At 64.5% G+C, this 16640-nt stretch carries 18 protein-coding genes and 1 pseudogene; 16 read left to right on the top strand and 3 right to left on the bottom strand.

Annotated elements, in window-relative coordinates:
- Positions 1–29 precede the first annotated feature (29 nt).
- From trxB to crcB, 3 genes are all read right to left on the bottom strand, one after another.
- On the bottom strand, positions 30–983 hold the full coding sequence (trxB, locus tag BJP62_RS02885; RefSeq protein ID WP_070526302.1) for a thioredoxin-disulfide reductase: 954 nt from the start codon (positions 981–983) through the stop codon (positions 30–32).
- A gap of 73 nt (positions 984–1056) precedes the next feature.
- The gene (locus tag BJP62_RS02880; protein WP_205700950.1) at positions 1057–1386 is read right to left on the bottom strand and encodes a DUF190 domain-containing protein; all 330 of its coding nucleotides are present in this window, start codon (positions 1384–1386) and stop codon (positions 1057–1059) included.
- Entirely contained in the window at positions 1383–1772 is a 390-nt protein-coding gene (gene crcB, locus BJP62_RS02875; protein ID WP_070526298.1) for a fluoride efflux transporter CrcB, read from the bottom strand. Before crcB ends, BJP62_RS02880 begins: the two co-directional genes overlap by 4 nt.
- Before the next feature lie 64 nt (positions 1773–1836).
- Between crcB and BJP62_RS02870 the strand changes: the two genes are divergently transcribed.
- The 16 genes and pseudogenes from BJP62_RS02870 (at position 1837) to fabZ (ending at position 16635) form a co-directional block, all read left to right on the top strand.
- Positions 1837–2532: an ABC transporter permease gene (locus BJP62_RS02870; protein WP_145927080.1), complete on the top strand. Its 696-nt coding sequence runs from the start codon at positions 1837–1839 to the stop codon at positions 2530–2532.
- On the top strand, positions 2529–3074 hold the full coding sequence (locus BJP62_RS02865) for a hypothetical protein (protein WP_145927079.1): 546 nt from the start codon (positions 2529–2531) through the stop codon (positions 3072–3074). Before BJP62_RS02870 ends, BJP62_RS02865 begins: the two co-directional genes overlap by 4 nt.
- Entirely contained in the window at positions 3055–4023 is a 969-nt protein-coding gene (locus BJP62_RS02860) for an MlaD family protein (protein ID WP_070526290.1), read from the top strand. Before BJP62_RS02865 ends, BJP62_RS02860 begins: the two co-directional genes overlap by 20 nt.
- Complete coding sequence (locus tag BJP62_RS02855; RefSeq protein WP_145927078.1) at positions 4020–4817, top strand: hypothetical protein; 798 nt, start codon at positions 4020–4022, stop codon at positions 4815–4817. Before BJP62_RS02860 ends, BJP62_RS02855 begins: the two co-directional genes overlap by 4 nt.
- A 150-nt stretch (positions 4818–4967) precedes the next feature.
- Positions 4968–5687 (top strand): 30S ribosomal protein S2, encoded by a 720-nt coding sequence (rpsB, locus tag BJP62_RS02850; RefSeq protein ID WP_070526285.1) that lies wholly within the window; start codon positions 4968–4970, stop codon positions 5685–5687.
- Positions 5688–5793: 106 nt separating this feature from the next.
- Positions 5794–6672 (top strand): translation elongation factor Ts, encoded by an 879-nt coding sequence (gene tsf / locus BJP62_RS02845; RefSeq protein WP_070526282.1) that lies wholly within the window; start codon positions 5794–5796, stop codon positions 6670–6672.
- A 118-nt stretch (positions 6673–6790) separates the two neighbouring features.
- Positions 6791–7510 (top strand): UMP kinase, encoded by a 720-nt coding sequence (pyrH, locus tag BJP62_RS02840; protein ID WP_070526279.1) that lies wholly within the window; start codon positions 6791–6793, stop codon positions 7508–7510.
- Positions 7511–7605: 95 nt separating this feature from the next.
- Positions 7606–8163, top strand: a complete 558-nt coding sequence (frr, locus tag BJP62_RS02835) for a ribosome recycling factor (protein WP_070526277.1) — start codon at positions 7606–7608, stop codon at positions 8161–8163.
- An 11-nt stretch (positions 8164–8174) separates the two neighbouring features.
- Positions 8175–8939, top strand: coding sequence for a polyprenyl diphosphate synthase (gene uppS, locus BJP62_RS02830; RefSeq protein WP_070526274.1), 765 nt, complete (start codon positions 8175–8177; stop codon positions 8937–8939).
- Positions 8933–9766, top strand: a complete 834-nt coding sequence (locus BJP62_RS02825) for a phosphatidate cytidylyltransferase (protein WP_070526271.1) — start codon at positions 8933–8935, stop codon at positions 9764–9766. Before uppS ends, BJP62_RS02825 begins: the two co-directional genes overlap by 7 nt.
- Before the next feature lie 17 nt (positions 9767–9783).
- Positions 9784–10986 (top strand): 1-deoxy-D-xylulose-5-phosphate reductoisomerase, encoded by a 1203-nt coding sequence (gene ispC, locus BJP62_RS02820; RefSeq protein ID WP_070526266.1) that lies wholly within the window; start codon positions 9784–9786, stop codon positions 10984–10986.
- Between the two features lies 1 nt (position 10987).
- Complete coding sequence (gene rseP, locus BJP62_RS02815; RefSeq protein ID WP_168163778.1) at positions 10988–12331, top strand: RIP metalloprotease RseP; 1344 nt, start codon at positions 10988–10990, stop codon at positions 12329–12331.
- Between the two features lie 28 nt (positions 12332–12359).
- Positions 12360–14639 (top strand): outer membrane protein assembly factor BamA, encoded by a 2280-nt coding sequence (gene bamA, locus BJP62_RS02810; RefSeq protein ID WP_374749731.1) that lies wholly within the window; start codon positions 12360–12362, stop codon positions 14637–14639.
- Between the two features lie 16 nt (positions 14640–14655).
- Positions 14656–15144 (top strand): OmpH family outer membrane protein, encoded by a 489-nt coding sequence (locus BJP62_RS02805; RefSeq protein ID WP_070526251.1) that lies wholly within the window; start codon positions 14656–14658, stop codon positions 15142–15144.
- Positions 15144–16190: a UDP-3-O-(3-hydroxymyristoyl)glucosamine N-acyltransferase gene (gene lpxD, locus BJP62_RS02800; RefSeq protein WP_070526248.1), complete on the top strand. Its 1047-nt coding sequence runs from the start codon at positions 15144–15146 to the stop codon at positions 16188–16190. The genes BJP62_RS02805 and lpxD overlap by 1 nt, the downstream gene beginning before the upstream one ends.
- Positions 16187–16635 (top strand): annotated as a pseudogene (gene fabZ / locus BJP62_RS02795) (3-hydroxyacyl-ACP dehydratase FabZ). The gene lpxD and the pseudogene fabZ overlap by 4 nt, the downstream one beginning before the upstream one ends.
- The last annotated feature ends 5 nt before the right edge of the window (positions 16636–16640 follow it).

Genomic DNA, 16640 nt, shown 5'->3' with positions numbered 1-16640 from the left:
GGGCGCTTTTTATTACCGGCGTGCCGCGATCAGCGCAGCGTTTCCAGGTACTTGTCGGCGTCGAGCGCGGCCTGGCAGCCTGAAGCGGCGCTGGTGACGGCCTGACGGTAGATGTGGTCCTGCACGTCGCCGGCGGCAAAGACGCCCGGCGCGGTGGTTGCGGTGGCGCCGCCGTCGCGGCCGCCCTTGGTGATGATGTAGCCGGTGCTGTCCATCTCGATCTGGCCGCGGAAGATGTCGGTGTTCGGCTTGTGGCCGATCGCGATGAATACGCCGGCGACCTCGAGGTCCTTGGTGGCGCCATCCTGGCTCGACTTCAGTCGTGCACCAGTCACGCCGGTAGCGTCGCCCAGCACTTCGTCGAGCGTCTGGTTCAGTTCGAGCGTGATCTTGCCCTCTTTGACCTTGGCCATCAGGTGGTCGACGAGGATCTTTTCCGCGCGGAAGGTCTCGCGGCGATGGATCAGCGTCACGTGCGCAGCGATGTTGGCGAGGTAGAGCGCCTCTTCAACGGCCGTGTTGCCGCCGCCGACCACGGCAACCTTCTGGCCGCGGTAGAAGAAACCGTCGCACGTTGCGCAAGCCGACACGCCGCGGCCGGCGAACGCCTCTTCCGACGGCAGGCCGAGATACTGCGCCGATGCGCCGGTCGCGATGATGAGCGCGTCGCAGGTGTACTCGCCGGCGTCACCGACGAGGCGGATCGGCTTCTCGTTCAGGTGCGTCGTGTGGATGTGGTCGAAGATCATTTCGGTGCCGAAGCGCTCTGCGTGCTTCTGGAAGCGCATCATCAGCTCGGGGCCCTGAACGCCGTCGGCGTCGGCCGGCCAGTTGTCGACATCGGTGGTCGTCATCAGCTGGCCACCCTGAGCCAGACCGGTCACCAGCACCGGGTTCAGGTTGGCGCGTGCGGCATAGACGGCGGCGGTGTAGCCGGCCGGGCCGGAACCGAGAATCAACAGGCTGGCGTGCTTGGTGGCCATGAGCTTTCCTAGATGGGGTCGCAAAGGCGGATAGTTTAAATCAGCTGTGTTTCGACAATCTAATCGAATATGTCTATTGACCCGATTGCCGTGCCTCACCGGTGACGCGCAGTTCGACCGGCACCTGCAGGTAGGGGATGCTCAGTCCCTCGGCGTCGATCGCCGCAACGAGGTCGGCCACCACGGCCTCCGGCGCGATCACCTCGACCGCGACCGGCACTTCGCCGGCAAGCTCGAAGAAGGTCGCCTCGTGCCAGTGGTGGCGGCCGAAACCGGCGAGCGCATGGAACGCCGTCGCGCCGGAAGCGCCGCGATCGCGCGCCTGCTCGAGCAGCCATTCGTACAGCAGTACGCCGTGATGACGGCGCGTCTGGGTCAGGTAGAAGCGGACCAGCTGCATCATGCACCTCCCTTGAGCGCGGCGACCGTCTTCAGCCCCAGCCACGTCAGCGTCAGCGAGCCGCCGACGTGCAGGCCGATCGCCGCGACGGCCCAGCCGAACTGCTGGCGCAGAATCAGTGTGGTCATCTCGGCGGAAAAGGTCGAGAACGTCGTCAGCCCGCCGAGAAAGCCGGTCGTGACCAGCAGCTTGACCTCGGGCGAGATGCCCTGCCAGAGCGTGAACACGCCGAGCGACAGGCCCATCAGGTAGCCGCCGATCCAGTTGGCCGCGAGCGTGCCGGCGGGCACGGTCGGAAACAGCGGGTTGAGTGCGATCGACAATCCCCAGCGCGCCCAGGCGCCGAGCGCCGCGCCGATGCCGATGAAAAGCAGGCTGGTATAGTTCATAGTCGAAGCAGGGCGGAAGGATTGCCGCCGATTATAGTGCTCCCGCCATTTCTGCGAGTTTCTTGTGCCCAGTCGATTATTCACGCCACTGCTGCTGCTCGGACAGTTGCGCCGCGCGCCGGTGCGGCGGGTCGTGCTCAAGCAGCTGTATTTCACCGGCAACCAGGCCGCGTGGATCATGCTGCTGATCGGCGTTGCGCTGGGCGGCATCGTGATGCTGTTGCTGCACGGCCAGTACGGACAGAGCCGCGAGGCATCGCTGCGGCTGCTGGCGACCTTGAGTTTTCGCGACATCAGCCCCTTGCTCGCCGCGCTGGTACTGATCGCGCGCTCCTCATCGGCCGTGGCGAGCGAGCTGGCGGCGATGCGGGTTCACGGCGAACTCGACAGTCTTGCTGCGCTCGGCATCCCGGTGTCGGGCTACATCGTCCTGCCGCGGGTCATCGGCATCAGTGTATCGGCCGCGCTGCTGTCGTTCTATCTGGCCAGCGCCTCGCTGGTCGGCGGCGCGATCGCTTCATCGGGCTGGGAAATCGGCTATCAGGTGCAGCGCATCGACCAGGTCCTGCAGTTCGGCCTGGTGCTGCAGTGCCTGGCCAAGTCGCTGCTGTTCGGACTGGCGGCGGCAGTGCTCGCATGCATGGCCGGCTTGCGCGCCGCGCCGTATGTCACCGAGATCCCCAAGGCATCGTCGAGCGCGGTGGTTCGCGGCCTGCTGGCGGTGTTCTTTGTCGACCTGCTGTGGGTGCTGTTCTCGTGAGCTGGAACTTTGCCGCCTGTGCGCCCGGTGTGTGCTACGGCATCGAACGGGAGCTGGACCAGCGCGAGGGCCATGCCGTGGTGACGGCCTTGCAGCGCCTGTACCCGGGGCGCGTGGCGTGCCTGCAGGAGAGCGGCGGCTTCGTCAACAACCTGCGGGTGTGGGAAAACCTGATTCTGCCTGCGTGGTACCATGAATCGGCATCCTTGCCGGTGCTCGAAGCGCGCTTGGTCGCGGCGATGGACGCGCTGGCGATACCCGCCGATGGGCGCGCTGCGCTGACGGCGGCGCTGCCGGCGGCGTTGTCGAAATCGCAGCGTCGCGAGCTGGCGCTGGCCCGGTCGCTGGTGCAGTCGCCCGATTGGCTGGCCGTCGAAACCGAATGGCTGGTCTGGCTGAACGGCGCGGCCAGCGTCGCCTGCAAGGAAGTCTACGGTGCGTTGGCGCTGCGCTGCCCGGTGCTGCTGTTCGGCGCCGGAGCGTTGCAGCACGCCGAGCCGTTGCCGGATACCGGGGAGGAGAATGCTGTTACTCAGGGATAACGATCCGCGCTTTCGCCGGCTCGGTCTGCGCGTCAGTGCCTTCGTGCTGATCGGCGTCGGCATTGCGCTGACGCTGCTGGTGTTGCTCGGCCTGCGTCAGGGCTATTTCGTGCCGAAAACCCGGCTGCATTTTGTCGCCGAGCATGGCGCCGGGCTGATCCCGGGGATGCAGGTGAGGCTGTCCGGGTTCAAGATCGGCGTCGTCGATGCGGTTGCGCTGAACGATCAGGCCAAGGTCGACGTCGACCTGCTGGTCGAGGAGCGCTACATCAAATGGATCAAGCCCGATTCGACCGCGATCCTGCAGCAGGACGGGCTGATCGGCGACCATTACATCGAAGTCGCCGGCGGCTCCCCGAATCAGGCGCCGATCAAGGAGGGGGGCAAGCTCGCGTTTGCGCCGGCGCTGGGGCTGTCCGAGATCGCGCTCGACCTGCGGCAGCGCGTCGTCCCGATCATCGACTCGGTGCAGACGACGCTCGACACCGTCAACGACCCGAACGGCGATCTGCGCCAGACGCTGGCCAATGTGCGCGGCCTGACCGCCGAGCTGCGCCAGACCCGGGCGTCGGTCGACGAGCTGATCGTCAACCTGAACAAGCTGAGTGCGCACGATCTGCCCGCCGTTGCGCAAACCGGCCAGCAGGCGCTCGCCCGCGTCGATACGCTGGCCGCCGAACTGCAGACCCGCATGCCGACAATGCTCGACAAGCTCGACGGCACCTTGTCGCACGCCAGTCGCGCCGCCAGCGAGGCCGAGGCGATGATGGCGACGACACGCCGCGCCGTCGACACCGCCGCGCCGAGGTTGCCGGCCATCCTGCGCAACAGTGATGCGGTACTGCAAACCAGTCGCGACGCGCTCGACGGCGCGTCGCAGTCGTGGCCACTCAAGCAATGGCTGCCACCGGCCGATACCGCGGCGCCGCTGCCGCCGAGCCGGCCATGAGGGGCGCCCTGCGATTCGCCCTGCTGGCGGCGCTGCTGCTGAGCGCCTGCGGTGGCGCGCCGCCGGCGCCCCGGCCGGTGCTGCTGCAGCGTGCCGATGCCGCCGCGCTGGCTGCCAATCGTGCAACCCAGTCCGGCAACGACGAGGATGCGGCGGACTTGTGGCGCTCGGCGCTCGAGCTGCGTACCGCGATCGACGACTGGCAGGGCGCGGGTGAGGCGCGCCTCGGCCTGGCACAGGCGCAGCGCCAGCTTCAGCGCCCCGACGCAGCGGTCGCAACGCTCGATGGCATGCCGGACGCCGTGCTCTATCCGCCATCGCAGCGCGCACGCGCTGCCTATCTGATGGCCCTGCTGACGGTTGCGCAGCCGGGGGTGGCGAGGGGATGGCTGCAGCGTGCGCGGACGCAATGCACCGCGCCGTGCGCGCTGGCGGTGCCGCTGGCGAATCTCGATGCGCGTCTGTTGCTCGCGGAGGGTGATCCGGCCGCGGCGCTGGCGATGGCCGCATCGCCCGTCGATGCGCCACCCGCCGAACGCGCCCATGCGGCGCGGATTCGCGCCGAAGCGCTGGGGCAACTGGGGCGGCCCGCGGAGGGCCTGGTCCAGCTCGCCGATGCGATAACGGCCGATCGGCATCTGGCGGAACCCGCCTACCTCGCCGACGACTTTGCGTTGCAGCAGCGCCTCGCCGATGCCGCCGGGGAAGGCCGACTTGCCGACGAAGCGCGTACCCGGCTCGCGGCGATTTGCGCGGTGGCGAGGGTTCCGGCGTGCGCGCTTCGGCAGCCTTGAGGGATCGGGTTCTTTCGCGCTATAATCTTCGGCTGTGTGCGGGATGGTCCCGTGCGCAGATTCTCCCGGTTCGCCCCGATATGGGTGCCCTGCAAGTCAGGGTGTCGCGCGAACGGTAGTCCATAACCCTATCGATTTGGAGATTTACCAATGTCCGTTAGCATGCGTGAAATGCTTGAAGCTGGTGTTCACTTCGGTCACCAGACCCGTTACTGGCACCCGAAGATGGGTCAGTACATCTTCGGTGCGCGCAACAAGATTCACATCATCAACCTCGAAAAGACCCTGCCGCTGTTCGAAGAGGCGCTGAAGTACGTGCGTCGCCTGTCGGCCAACAAGGGCACGGTGCTGTTCGTGGGTACCAAGCGTTCGGCACGCGACATCGTTGCCGAAGAGGCCGTCCGCGCCGGCATGCCGTTCGTCTCGCACCGCTGGCTCGGCGGCATGCTGACCAACTACAAGACCGTCAAGCAATCGATCAAGCGTCTTGAAGAACTGCAGGCGATCCTGGCCGACGAAAACAGCGGCTACGGCAAGAAAGAACTGCTCGACATCCAGCGCGAAGTCGAGAAGCTCGACCGCTCGCTCGGCGGCATCAAGGACATGAAGGGTCTGCCGGACGCGATTTTCGTGATCGACACCGGCTACCAGAAGGGTGCGCTGGTCGAAGCCAAGAAGCTGGGTATTCCGGTCATCGGCATCGTCGATACCAACAACGACCCGCAAGGCGTCGACTTCGTTGTGCCGGGTAACGACGACTCGTCGCGTGCCATCCGTCTGTACGCCCGTGGCGTTGCCGATGCGGTGCTCGAAGGCCGCAACCAGGCTGTACAGGAAATCGTTGCTGCGGCTGCTGAAGCGCAGGCCTGATTCGCATCGCGCGAGTCCGAAATGAAAAAGGGGCGTTCAGCCCCTTTTTCATAAGCTAGTAAACCGAATTCAATACTGTATCTGAACCGTATTCAGGAGAATCAACATGGCAGCAATCACCGCAAAGATGGTCGCCGAACTGCGCGAACTGACCGGCCTGGGCATGATGGAGTGCAAGAAGGCGCTGGTCGAAGCCGATGGCGACGTCAAGAAGGCCGAAGAAGTCCTGCGCATCAAGTCGGGCAACAAGGCGTCGAAGATGGCCGGCCGTACCGCTGCCGAAGGCGTGATCGCCGCGTTCATCTCGGACGACAAGAAGGTTGGCGCCATTGTTGAAGTGAACTGCGAAACCGACTTCGTCGGCAAGGACGCGGGCTTCATCGAATTCGCCTCGGCCGTCGCCAAGGCGGTTGCCGTCGCCAATCCGGCCGATGTTGAGGCGCTGGCAGCCACCGCTACCGATTCGGGCGCTTCGGTCGAAGACCTGCGCAAGGCGATCATCGCCAAGCTCGGCGAAAACATGACGCTGCGCCGTTTCGTTCGTTACGAAACCGCTGGCCAGCTGGCGACCTACCTGCACGGCGGCAAGATCGGCGTGCTGGTCGACCTCGAAGGCGGTGACGAAGTGCTGGGCAAGGACGTGGCGATGCACATTGCCGCGGCCAAGCCGAAGTCGCTCGACGCATCGGGTGTCGATGCCGAGCTGATCGAAACCGAGCGTCGCGTTGCGATCGAGCGTGCCAAGGAAGCCGGCAAGCCGGAAGCGATGATCGAGAAGATCGCCGAAGGGACCGTGCAGAAGTTCCTGAAGGAAGTGACGCTGCTGAGCCAGCCGTTCGTCAAGGACGACAAGCAGACCATCGAGCAACTGCTCAAGGCCAATTCGGCCAAGGTCAACGCGTTTGCGCTGCTGGTCGTTGGCGAGGGCATCGAGAAGAAGGTTGTCGACTACGCAGCCGAAGTCGCAGCCGCAGCCAAGCTTTAAGCTATTGTTGTAGAAGTGCCTGACGCCGCGCGGTAACGCGCGGCGTTTGTCCGCCTGTCATATCGGCGGCAATCAGAATAATTCGTATCGTCGAGCGCCCCGCACAAGGAAAACCCAAATGAGCCAAGCCCCCAAATACAAGCGCATTCTGTTGAAACTCTCCGGCGAGGCCCTGATGGGCGATGACAGCTACGGGATCAATCGGGCTACCATCGATCGTATTGTCGGCGAGGTGAAGGCGGTCGTCGATCTGGGTGTGCAGGTCGCCGTGGTCATCGGTGGCGGCAACATCTTCCGCGGCGTGGCGCCGGCTGCGGCCGGGATGGATCGTGCAACGGCCGACTACATGGGGATGCTGGCGACGGTGATGAATGCGCTGGCGCTGCAAGATGCGATGCGTCATGCCGGCATCGTCAGTCGGGTGCAGTCGGCACTGACGATCCAGCAGGTTGCCGAGCCGTACATTCGCGGCAAGGCGATCCGCTATCTCGAAGAGAACAAGGTGGTGATCTTCGGTGCCGGCACCGGCAATCCGTTCTTCACGACCGATACCGCGGCCGCACTGCGCGGGATGGAAATGGGTGCCGACATCGTTCTCAAGGCAACCAAGGTCGACGGCGTCTACACCGATGATCCGAAGAAGAACCCCGATGCGGTGCGCTACCAGACGGTGACGTTCGACGAGGCGATCGGCCGCAACCTGAAGGTGATGGATGCGACCGCATTCGCGCTGTGCCGCGACCAGAAGATGAACATCAGCGTCTTCAGCATCTTCAAGGCCGGCGCGCTCAAGCGCGTGGTGCTTGGGGAAGACGAGGGCACGCTGGTACACTGCTGATCTTGGTGGGGCGCTCGCTCGCCCGTGCCGGATTCAGGAATGCTCGAGCAGGCGGATTCGGTCCGCCTGTTTCGTTTGTGCTGTGAGGACAAAAAATGATCGCCGATATCAAAAAGAACGCCGAAACCAAGATGCAGAAGTCGATCGAGTCGCTCAAGATCAGTCTGAGCAAGGTGCGCACTGGCCGTGCGCACATTGGTCTGCTTGATCACGTGATGGTCGACTACTGGGGTAGCCCGACGCCGATCAACCAGGTCGCCAACGTAACCTTGCTCGATGCGCGCACGATTGGTGTGCAGGCCTGGGAAAAACCGATGGTTGCCAAGGTTGAGAAGGCGATCCGCGACTCCGACCTCGGCCTCAATCCGATGTCGATGGGGGATGTGATCCGCGTGCCGATGCCGATGCTGACCGAAGAGCGTCGCAAGGAGCTGATCAAGGTCGTCAAGGGTGAGTCGGAAGATGCCCGCGTGGCGATTCGCAACCTGCGCCGCGACGCCAATGACCAGCTGAAAAAGCTGCTCAAGGACAAGGACATCTCCGAAGACGACGAGCGCCGTGGGCAGGATGATATCCAGAAGCTGACCGATCGTTACATCGTTGAAGTCGACAAGGTCTTCGCCGAGAAAGAAAAAGAGTTGATGACGGTATAAAGGCCGGATTCGTGACCCAGTTTTTCAGCTCGACGCTTGCGGTGCCGCAAGCTAATACATGCGTGCCGCAGCACGTTGCCATCATCATGGATGGCAACGGTCGCTGGGCCAAGAAGCGGCTGATGCCGCGCGTGTTCGGCCACAAGAAGGGCGTCGATGCGCTGCGGGAAACCGTCAAGGCGTGCGATTCGCTCGGCGTCCGATACCTGACCGTGTTCGCCTTCAGTAACGAGAACTGGCGCCGACCGGACGACGAAGTGTCGTTCCTGATGGGCTTGTTTCTCAAGGTGTTGCAGGGCGAAATCGAGCGGATGTGCCAGAACGGCATACGCTTGAAAATCATCGGCAACCGGACGCGCTTTCCCGCCGAGCTGCGCGAGTGGATCGAGGCCGCCGAGAGCAAGACGGCCGGCAATCCGGGGCTGACGCTGACGATTGCCGCCGATTACGGTGCGCGCTGGGACATCCTGCAGGCGACGCATCGCCTGCTGGCCGAGCACCCGGACAAGGCGACCAGCTTCGGCGAGGAGGCGCTGACGCCCTATCTGTCGATGGCCTACGCGCCCGAGCCCGACCTGTTCATCCGTACCGGCGGCGAGCAGCGCATCAGCAACTTCCTGTTGTGGCAGCTCGCGTATACCGAGCTGTACTTCACCGATCTGCTCTGGCCGGATTTCGATCAGGAGGCGTTTGGCGCGGCCATCGACTGGTACCGTGGCCGCGAGCGCCGCTTCGGCCGGACCAGCGAACAAGTGCAGGCGGCATCCGCATGCTGAAGCAGCGCGTACTGACCGCGCTGGTGCTGATCCCGCTGATCCTGCTCGGCCTGTTCGCCTTGCCGCAGGCGGCATGGACCGGTTTTGTCGCGGTGATCCTCGGCTTTGCCGCCTGGGAGTGGCAGCGGCTTGCCGGGATGCACGGGCTGGTGGCCCGGCTGTATCCGCTGCTGACGCCGGGGCTGTTCCTGCTGCTGGCGCTGCCGGTGTCGTCGCCGTTCATGCTGCTCGGTGTCATGCTTGCGGGGTGCGTGTTCTGGGGCCTGGTCGTGCCGTGCTGGCTCCGGACCAAGTGGCGGCTGGCCGATGGCGGCAACATCAATGCCCTGCTCGGTTGGGCCGTGCTGTTGCCGGCCGGACTGGCGATGGTCGTGCTGCGCGACGGCAGCATGGGCGGCTGGCTGCTGCTGATCATCATGGCGATTGCCTGGGTGGCCGATACCGCTGCCTATTTCAGCGGCAAGGCCTTCGGGCGCCGCAAGCTGGCGCCGACGATCAGTCCGGGCAAGAGCTGGGAAGGGGTCGTCGGCGGCATGGCCGGTGTCGCGATCTATGCGGCGGTGGTGCCGAAGGCGCCGTTCATCGGTGGGGATTCGGTTGCGACCTGGGTCTGGGTCGCGCTGGCGCTGCTGCTTACCGCCCTGAGCGTGATCGGCGATCTGCTCGAATCGCTGTTCAAGCGGCAGATCGGCCTCAAGGACAGCAGTCAGTTGTTGCCGGGGCATGGCGGCGTGCTCGACCGGATCGACAGCCTGCTGGCCATCCTGCCGGTTGCGGCCGCGCTCTATCTTTCCTACCTGCTGTTTTATCTCGTGCCTGGGCATTAGTCCGGCGAGGCTGAATCATGGCTCCACAAATTCTGACCGTTCTCGGCTCGACCGGCAGCATTGGCGTCAGCACGCTCGACGTCGTTGCCCGGCATCCAGAGCGCTTCCGCATTCATGCACTGACCGGGGCGACCCAGCTCGAGAAGCTGCACGACCAGTGTCTTGCATTTTCGCCGCGCTATGTCGTCGTGCTGGCCGAGCCGGCTGCCGAGACCTTGCGCGCCCGGCTCAGGGCCTCGGGCAGCGAGACCGAGGTATTGTGCGGCGAAGCTGCACTTGAACGTGTCGCCAGTGATCCGGCAGTGACGACGGTGATGGCTGCCATCGTCGGTGCCGCAGGGATGAGGCCGACGCTGGCTGCGGCGCGTGCCGGCAAGCGGGTTCTGCTGGCCAACAAGGAAACCCTGGTCCTGGCTGGCCGGCTGTTCATGGACGAGGCGACCCGTTGCGGTGCGACGCTGCTGCCGATCGACAGCGAGCACAACGCGATCTTCCAGGTGCTGCCGCGCGCGTATCGCGAGGCGCCGTACGCCGGTACGCTGTGCGCTGCCGGCGTCAAGCGCATCCTGCTGACCGCATCGGGCGGGCCGTTCCGCCAGCGGCCACTGGCCACGCTCGCCGATGTGACGCCCGAGGAGGCAGTCCGGCATCCGAACTGGTCGATGGGGCGGAAGATTTCCGTCGACTCGGCGTCGATGATGAACAAGGGGCTCGAGGTCATCGAGGCGCGCTGGTTGTTCAATGCCGACGTCGATGACATCGCCGTCGTCGTTCATCCGCAAAGCATCGTCCATTCGATGGTCGAGTATGTCGACGGCTCGGTGCTGGCCCAGCTGGGTGCGCCGGACATGCGCATTCCGATCACCTACGGCCTGGCCTATCCCGAGCGTGCCGAATCCGGTGCCGCTTCGCTGGACCTCTTCAGTGTCGGCCGGCTCGATTTCGAAGCGCCCGATCTGGCGCGTTTCCCCTGTCTGCGCCTGGCATTCGAGGCGCTGCGCGCCGGTGGTGCGGCAACGGCAGTGCTCAACGCCGCCAACGAAGTGGCTGTCGCGGCTTTTCTTGACCGCCGCCTGGGCTACACCGGCATTCCGGCGCTGATCGACGCAGTACTGGCCGAATGCGAAGGGCAGACCTGCGCGGAAAGCCTCGATGCCCTGATGGATGCCGATGCGCTGGCTCGCGAGCGGGCCGACGCATGGCTGGGCGCGCGACGCTGAGATGTTGCTGACCGTCCTGGCCTTTATCGTGACGCTGGGCGTGCTCGTGACCGTGCACGAATGGGGTCATTACTGGGTGGCGCGGCGCTGCGGCGTCAAGGTGCTGACGTTCTCGATCGGCTTCGGCAAGCCCTTGCTGCGCTGGCGGCGTGGCGACGAGAACTGGCAACTGGCGGCGATCCCGCTCGGCGGCTATGTGCGCATGCTCGACGAGCGCGAGGCGCCGATTCCGCCGCAGGACGCTGGCCTGGCGTTCAATCGCCAGCATCCGTTCAAGAAGATCCTGATCGTCGTGGCCGGTCCCTTGGCCAATCTGATCCTTGCCGGGCTGCTGTATGCCGGCCTGTATGTTCATGGCGTCGATGCGATCCGCCCGGTGGCCGGGCAGGTGTTGCCGGCATCGATCGCCGAGCGTGCCGGCTTTCGTCCTGGCGATCTGCTCGTCGCCGTGGCCGACCGACCGGTGGCCAGCTGGGACGAAGCCTTCGTTGCGCTGCTCGACGCGGCCGGTGACGACGCGCCGGTCGCCGTGCGGGTGCGCGATGCGCAGGGGCGCGAATCGGAGCGGACGCTGCCGCTGGCCGAGCTGGGGCGCAGCGTCTACGAGCCGCGCCTGCTGATCCGCCTCGGTTTCTCGCCATATCCGCTGACGACGACGATCGAGCGGGTCGAGCCGGGGAGTGCTGCCGATGCGGCCGGACTGCGAGCCGGCGACGTCATCGTGACGCTCGATCAGCGGGCGCTGGCGCAGTGGGGGCAGCTCCAGTCGGTGCTGCAGGAAGGGGCTGCGCCGCTGACGCTGGGCGTGCTGCGCGACGGCACGGTGCGCGCGCTGACCGTTGTGCCGAAGGCGGTTGGGGTCGGCGGCCGGACGATCGGACGTCTGGGGCTGGAGCCGGCGGTGGACAAGCAGGCCTGGCAGGCGGCACAGGTCCGCCTGCAATATGCGCCGCTCGGGGCGGTATCGGCCGCCGTCGAGAAAATCGCCATCCAGACCCGTCTGACGCTGAGCATGTTCGGCCGGATGATCGTTGGCAAGGCATCGCTCGATCAGGTGAGCGGCCCGCTGACGATTGCCACCTATGCCGGAGAAAGTGCGCGGCTGGGCTTGAGCACCTATATCGAATACCTGGCGCTGATCAGCCTGAGCCTTGCGGTGCTGAACCTGCTGCCGGTGCCGCTGCTGGACGGCGGGCATTTGTTGTATCATGTCGTCGAACTTTTGACCGGCCGGCCTGTGTCGCCGCAGGTCGAGGCAATCGGGCAGCGCATCGGGCTGACCCTGTTGTTCGCCTTGATGGCGCTTGCGCTGTTCAACGACATCCACCGACTTTTCCTGGGCTGATCGAGCCAGCATCCGACCGACAATGACATTGAAACCGCTTCATCTGCTGCTTGCCGCCGCACTGAGCTCGGCAAGCGTTGCCGCGCACGCCGTGGCACCGTTCGTGATCAAGGACATCCGGGTCGAGGGGCTGCAACGCACCGACCCCGGCACCGTGTTCAGCTATCTGCCCGTCAAGGTCGGCGACCGTTTCGACGACAGCCGGGCGACCGAGGCGATCAAGTCGCTGTTCGCGACCGGCTTCTTCAACGACGTCCGGGTCGAGTCCGACGGCAGCGTGCTGATCGTCACGGTCGAGGAGCGGCCGACGATCGCCCAGGTCAACATCAACGGCGCCAAACTGCTCGAGAAAGACCAGATCAAGACCGCGCTCAAGGGGCAGAACTTCGCCGAAGGGCGGATTTTCGACCAGGCCGTGCTCGACGCCGGTGTCAACGAACTCAAGCAGCAGTACTACTCGCGCGGCCGCTACTCGGTCATCATCAAGACGACGATCACCAAGCTCGAGCGCAATCGTGTCGGTGTGCAGTTCGACATCTCCGAAGGCGAGGTCGCGCGGATCAAGCAGATCAACGTCGTCGGCAACAAGGCGTTTTCCGATGGCGATGTCGGTGACCTGTTCTCGCTGACGACGCCGAACTGGATGTCCTGGTACACCAAAACCGACCAGTACTCGAAGCAGACCCTGAGCGCCGACCTGGAAAAGCTGCGCTCCTACTACCTTGATCGCGGCTATCTCGAGTTCAATATCGACTCGACCCAGGTGGCGATTTCGGAAAGCCGCGAGGACATGTTCCTGACGGTCAACGTGAGCGAGGGTGACCAGTTCACCGTCAGCGACGTCAAGCTGGTCGGCGACACCATCGTGCCGCGCGAAGAGGTCGAGAAGCTGATCGGCATCAAGGCCGGCGAAGTGTTCTCGCGCGAAAAGCTCAACAAGACCACCGCGGCGATCTCCGAGCTGCTCGGCAACGAAGGCTATGCGTTCGCCAACGTCAATGCGGTGCCGGAAATCGACAAGGAAAAGCACACGGTTGCATTTACGCTGTACGTCGATCCGGGTCGCAAGGTCTACGTGCGGCGGATCAATATCAGCGGCAACAACCTCACGCGCGACGAAGTGATCCGGCGCGAGCTGCGTCAGCTCGAATCGGCGCAGTACGACGGCGCCAAGATCAAGCGTTCGAAGCAGCGCCTGAATCAGCTCGGCTATTTCAACGAGGTGACGATCGATACGCCGATCGTGCCCGAGGCGACCGACCAGGTCGACATGAACGTCCAGGTCACCGAGCAGAAGACCGGTACGTTCAACATCGGCGCCGGTTACGGCCAGTCCGAAGGCATCGTGGTCATCCTGTCGCTGTCGCAGAGCAACTTTCTCGGCAGCGGCAAGCAGTTCACCGCCGAGGTCAACACCAGTCAGTCGAACAAGGTGTACTCGCTGGCATTGACCAACCCGTATGCGACACCGGATGGCGTGTCGCTGGGCTGGAACATCTATCAGCGTGAAACCGATGCGTCCGATCTGGATATCGGCGACTACGCGACCTCGTCGTACGGCGCCGGCATGTCGATGGGCTTTCCGGTGTCGGAAACCAACCGGATCAATGTCGGCCTCAACTACGAAAACCTCGAGCTGATCACCAATAACGATTCGCCGGGTTACATCAAGGACTTCGTTGCCGCGAACGGCAACCAGTACAACAACTACCCGATGACCGTCTCGTGGGCGCGCGATACCCGCGACAGCGGCTCGTACCCGACCAAGGGCTGGTATACGCGCGTGGCCGGCGAGGTGTCGCTGCCGTTCTCCGATCTCGACTACTACAAGATCCTCGGCCAGAGCCAGCTCTTCATTCCGCTGTCGAGCGAATTCACGCTGATGTGGAACATTGACGCGGGCTACGGCGACTCCTACGGCAGCAACAGCTATCCGTTCTACAAGAACTTCTATGTCGGCGGCGTGAACTCGGTGCGCGGCTTCAAGTACGGCACGATCGGCCCGAAGGACGAGGACGGCAACGGTATCGGCGGCACCCGCAAGCTGGTGAGCAACCTCGAGTTCCTGTTCCCGATGCCGGGCGTCAAGAACGACAAGTCGATGCGCCTGTCGGTCTTTGCCGATGCCGGTGACGCCTGGGGCGAGGGCGAGGATATCGACTTCTCGACCTTGCGCTACTCGGTCGGTGCCGCGTTCACCTGGATCTCGCCGGTCGGCCCGCTCAAGCTCGTTTACGCGCTGCCGCTGAAGTCCGAGGATGGCGACCAGATCGAGCGCTTCCAGTTCCAGCTGGGCAAGGTGTTCTAAGTTGCGAGGAAACGGTATGAAGCGACATGCATGCTGGCTGATCGCCGCGGTGCTGCTGAGTGCGTCGGCTTGGGCTGCCGACATGAAAATCGGCTTTGTCGATACCGATCGCATCCTGCGTGAGTCGGCACCCGCGCAGCGGGCGGGCAAGAAGCTGGAGAAGGAATTCGAAAGTCGCCGCCAGGAGCTGCAGCGTCTTTCGGCGCAGGGCAAGAACCTGCAGGCGCAGATGGACAAGCCGGGCGTATCCGAAAATGACCGCAAGGCCAAGGAAAGGGATCTGATCCGGCTGAATCAGGACTTCCAGCGCATGCAGCGCGAACTGAACGAAGACCTCAATGCGCGCCGGAACGAGGAGCTTGCCGGCATCCAGGAGCGTGTCAACAGCGCGATCCAGCAGATCGCCAGCGGCGAGAAGTACGACCTGATTCTGCAAGAAGCCGCCTGGCGCAATCCGCGGATCGACATCACCGACAAGGTGCTGCGTCTGCTGTCGGACAAATGATGGCAGGGCCGATTGCAATCTCGGCGCTGGCCGAGCGTTTTGGTGCGCAATGGCATGGCGACGACGTCCGGGTTGCGCGGGTCGCGCCACTGGAGTCGGCCGGGCCCGATGCGCTGGCTTTTCTGTCCAACCCGCGCTTCAAGCCGCAACTGGAAACCAGCGCCGCCGGCGTGATCGTGGTGCGCGCCGCCGACGCAGCGGGGCTGCAGCGACCGCACGTGGTTGCCAGGGATCCCTACCTGTTTTACGCGCAAGTGGCGCAGCAGCTCTATCCGCAACGCCAGCCCAAGGCCGGCATCCACCCGCAAGCCTGCGTCGATCCGTCGGCCCAGGTGCACGCATCGGCCGAGGTCGGCCCGAACGTGGTGGTCGGTGCCGGTGCGGTGGTCGGCGCGGGCAGCATAGTCATGGCCAATGCCTATGTCGGCGAGCGCGTGACACTGGGGCGCAACGTCTTGCTTCATCCGAACGTCACGGTGATGGACGACTGCCATCTCGGCGACCGGGTCGTCGTCCATCCGGGTGCGGTGCTCGGCGGCGACGGTTTCGGCAATGCCTGGGCCGGTGATCACTGGGAAAAAATCCCCCAGATCGGCCGTGTGCTGATCGGCGACGACGTCGAGATCGGCGCGTGCACGACGATCGACCGCGGCGCGCTCGAAGATACGGTGATCGGCCAGGGCGCGCGCATCGACAACCTGATCCAGATCGGCCACAACGTCGAGATCGGCGCGCACACGGCGCTGGCCGGCTGCGTCGGTATTGCCGGGTCGACGAAGATCGGCGCGCGCTGCCAGATCGGCGGTGCGGCAATGATCAGCGGCCACCTGGAAATCTGCGACGGCGCGGTGGTTCTCGGCGGTACGCTGGTCGCCAAGTCGATCCGCGAGCCCGGCGCCTACGGCGGCCCTTATCCGATGCAGCCTCACTCGGACTGGGTCAAGAATGCAGCACAGCTGCGACACCTCGGCGAGTTGGCACAACGTGTCAGACAGCTGGAAAAAAACATGGCGAGCCTGAGCGCCGCCGCTGGAGAAAAAGAATGAGCCAAGTGATGGATGTCCGCGAGATCATGGAATGCCTGCCGCACCGGTACCCGTTTCTGCTGCTGGATCGGGTGGTCGAGCTCGAGCCGGGCAAGTCGATCAAGGCGGTCAAGAACGTCACCGTCAACGAGCCGTTCTTTCAGGGGCACTTCCCGCAGTACCCGGTGATGCCGGGTGTGCTGATCCTCGAGGCGCTGGCGCAGGCCGCCGGTGTCCTGTCGTTCAAGAGTGTCGAAGAAGTCCCGAGGATTCGCTCTACCTGTTTGCAGGCATCGACAACGCGCGTTTCAAGCGCCAGGTGCTGCCGGGCGACCGGCTGACGCTGTGCGTCGAGATCGTCGCGCACAAGCGCGGCATCTGGAAGTACGTCGCCAAGGCCTTCGTCGATGGCGAGCTGGCGGCCGAAGCCGACCTGATGAGCGCACACCGCGTGATCAGCCGCTAAGTTTA

The sequence above is a fragment of the Jeongeupia sp. USM3 genome, assembly GCF_001808185.1.
In the GTDB taxonomy this organism is placed as follows: domain Bacteria; phylum Pseudomonadota; class Gammaproteobacteria; order Burkholderiales; family Chitinibacteraceae; genus Jeongeupia.
The sequence above is the reverse complement of the archived record's forward strand: the minus strand, read 5'-3'. Positions and strand labels throughout refer to the sequence as shown.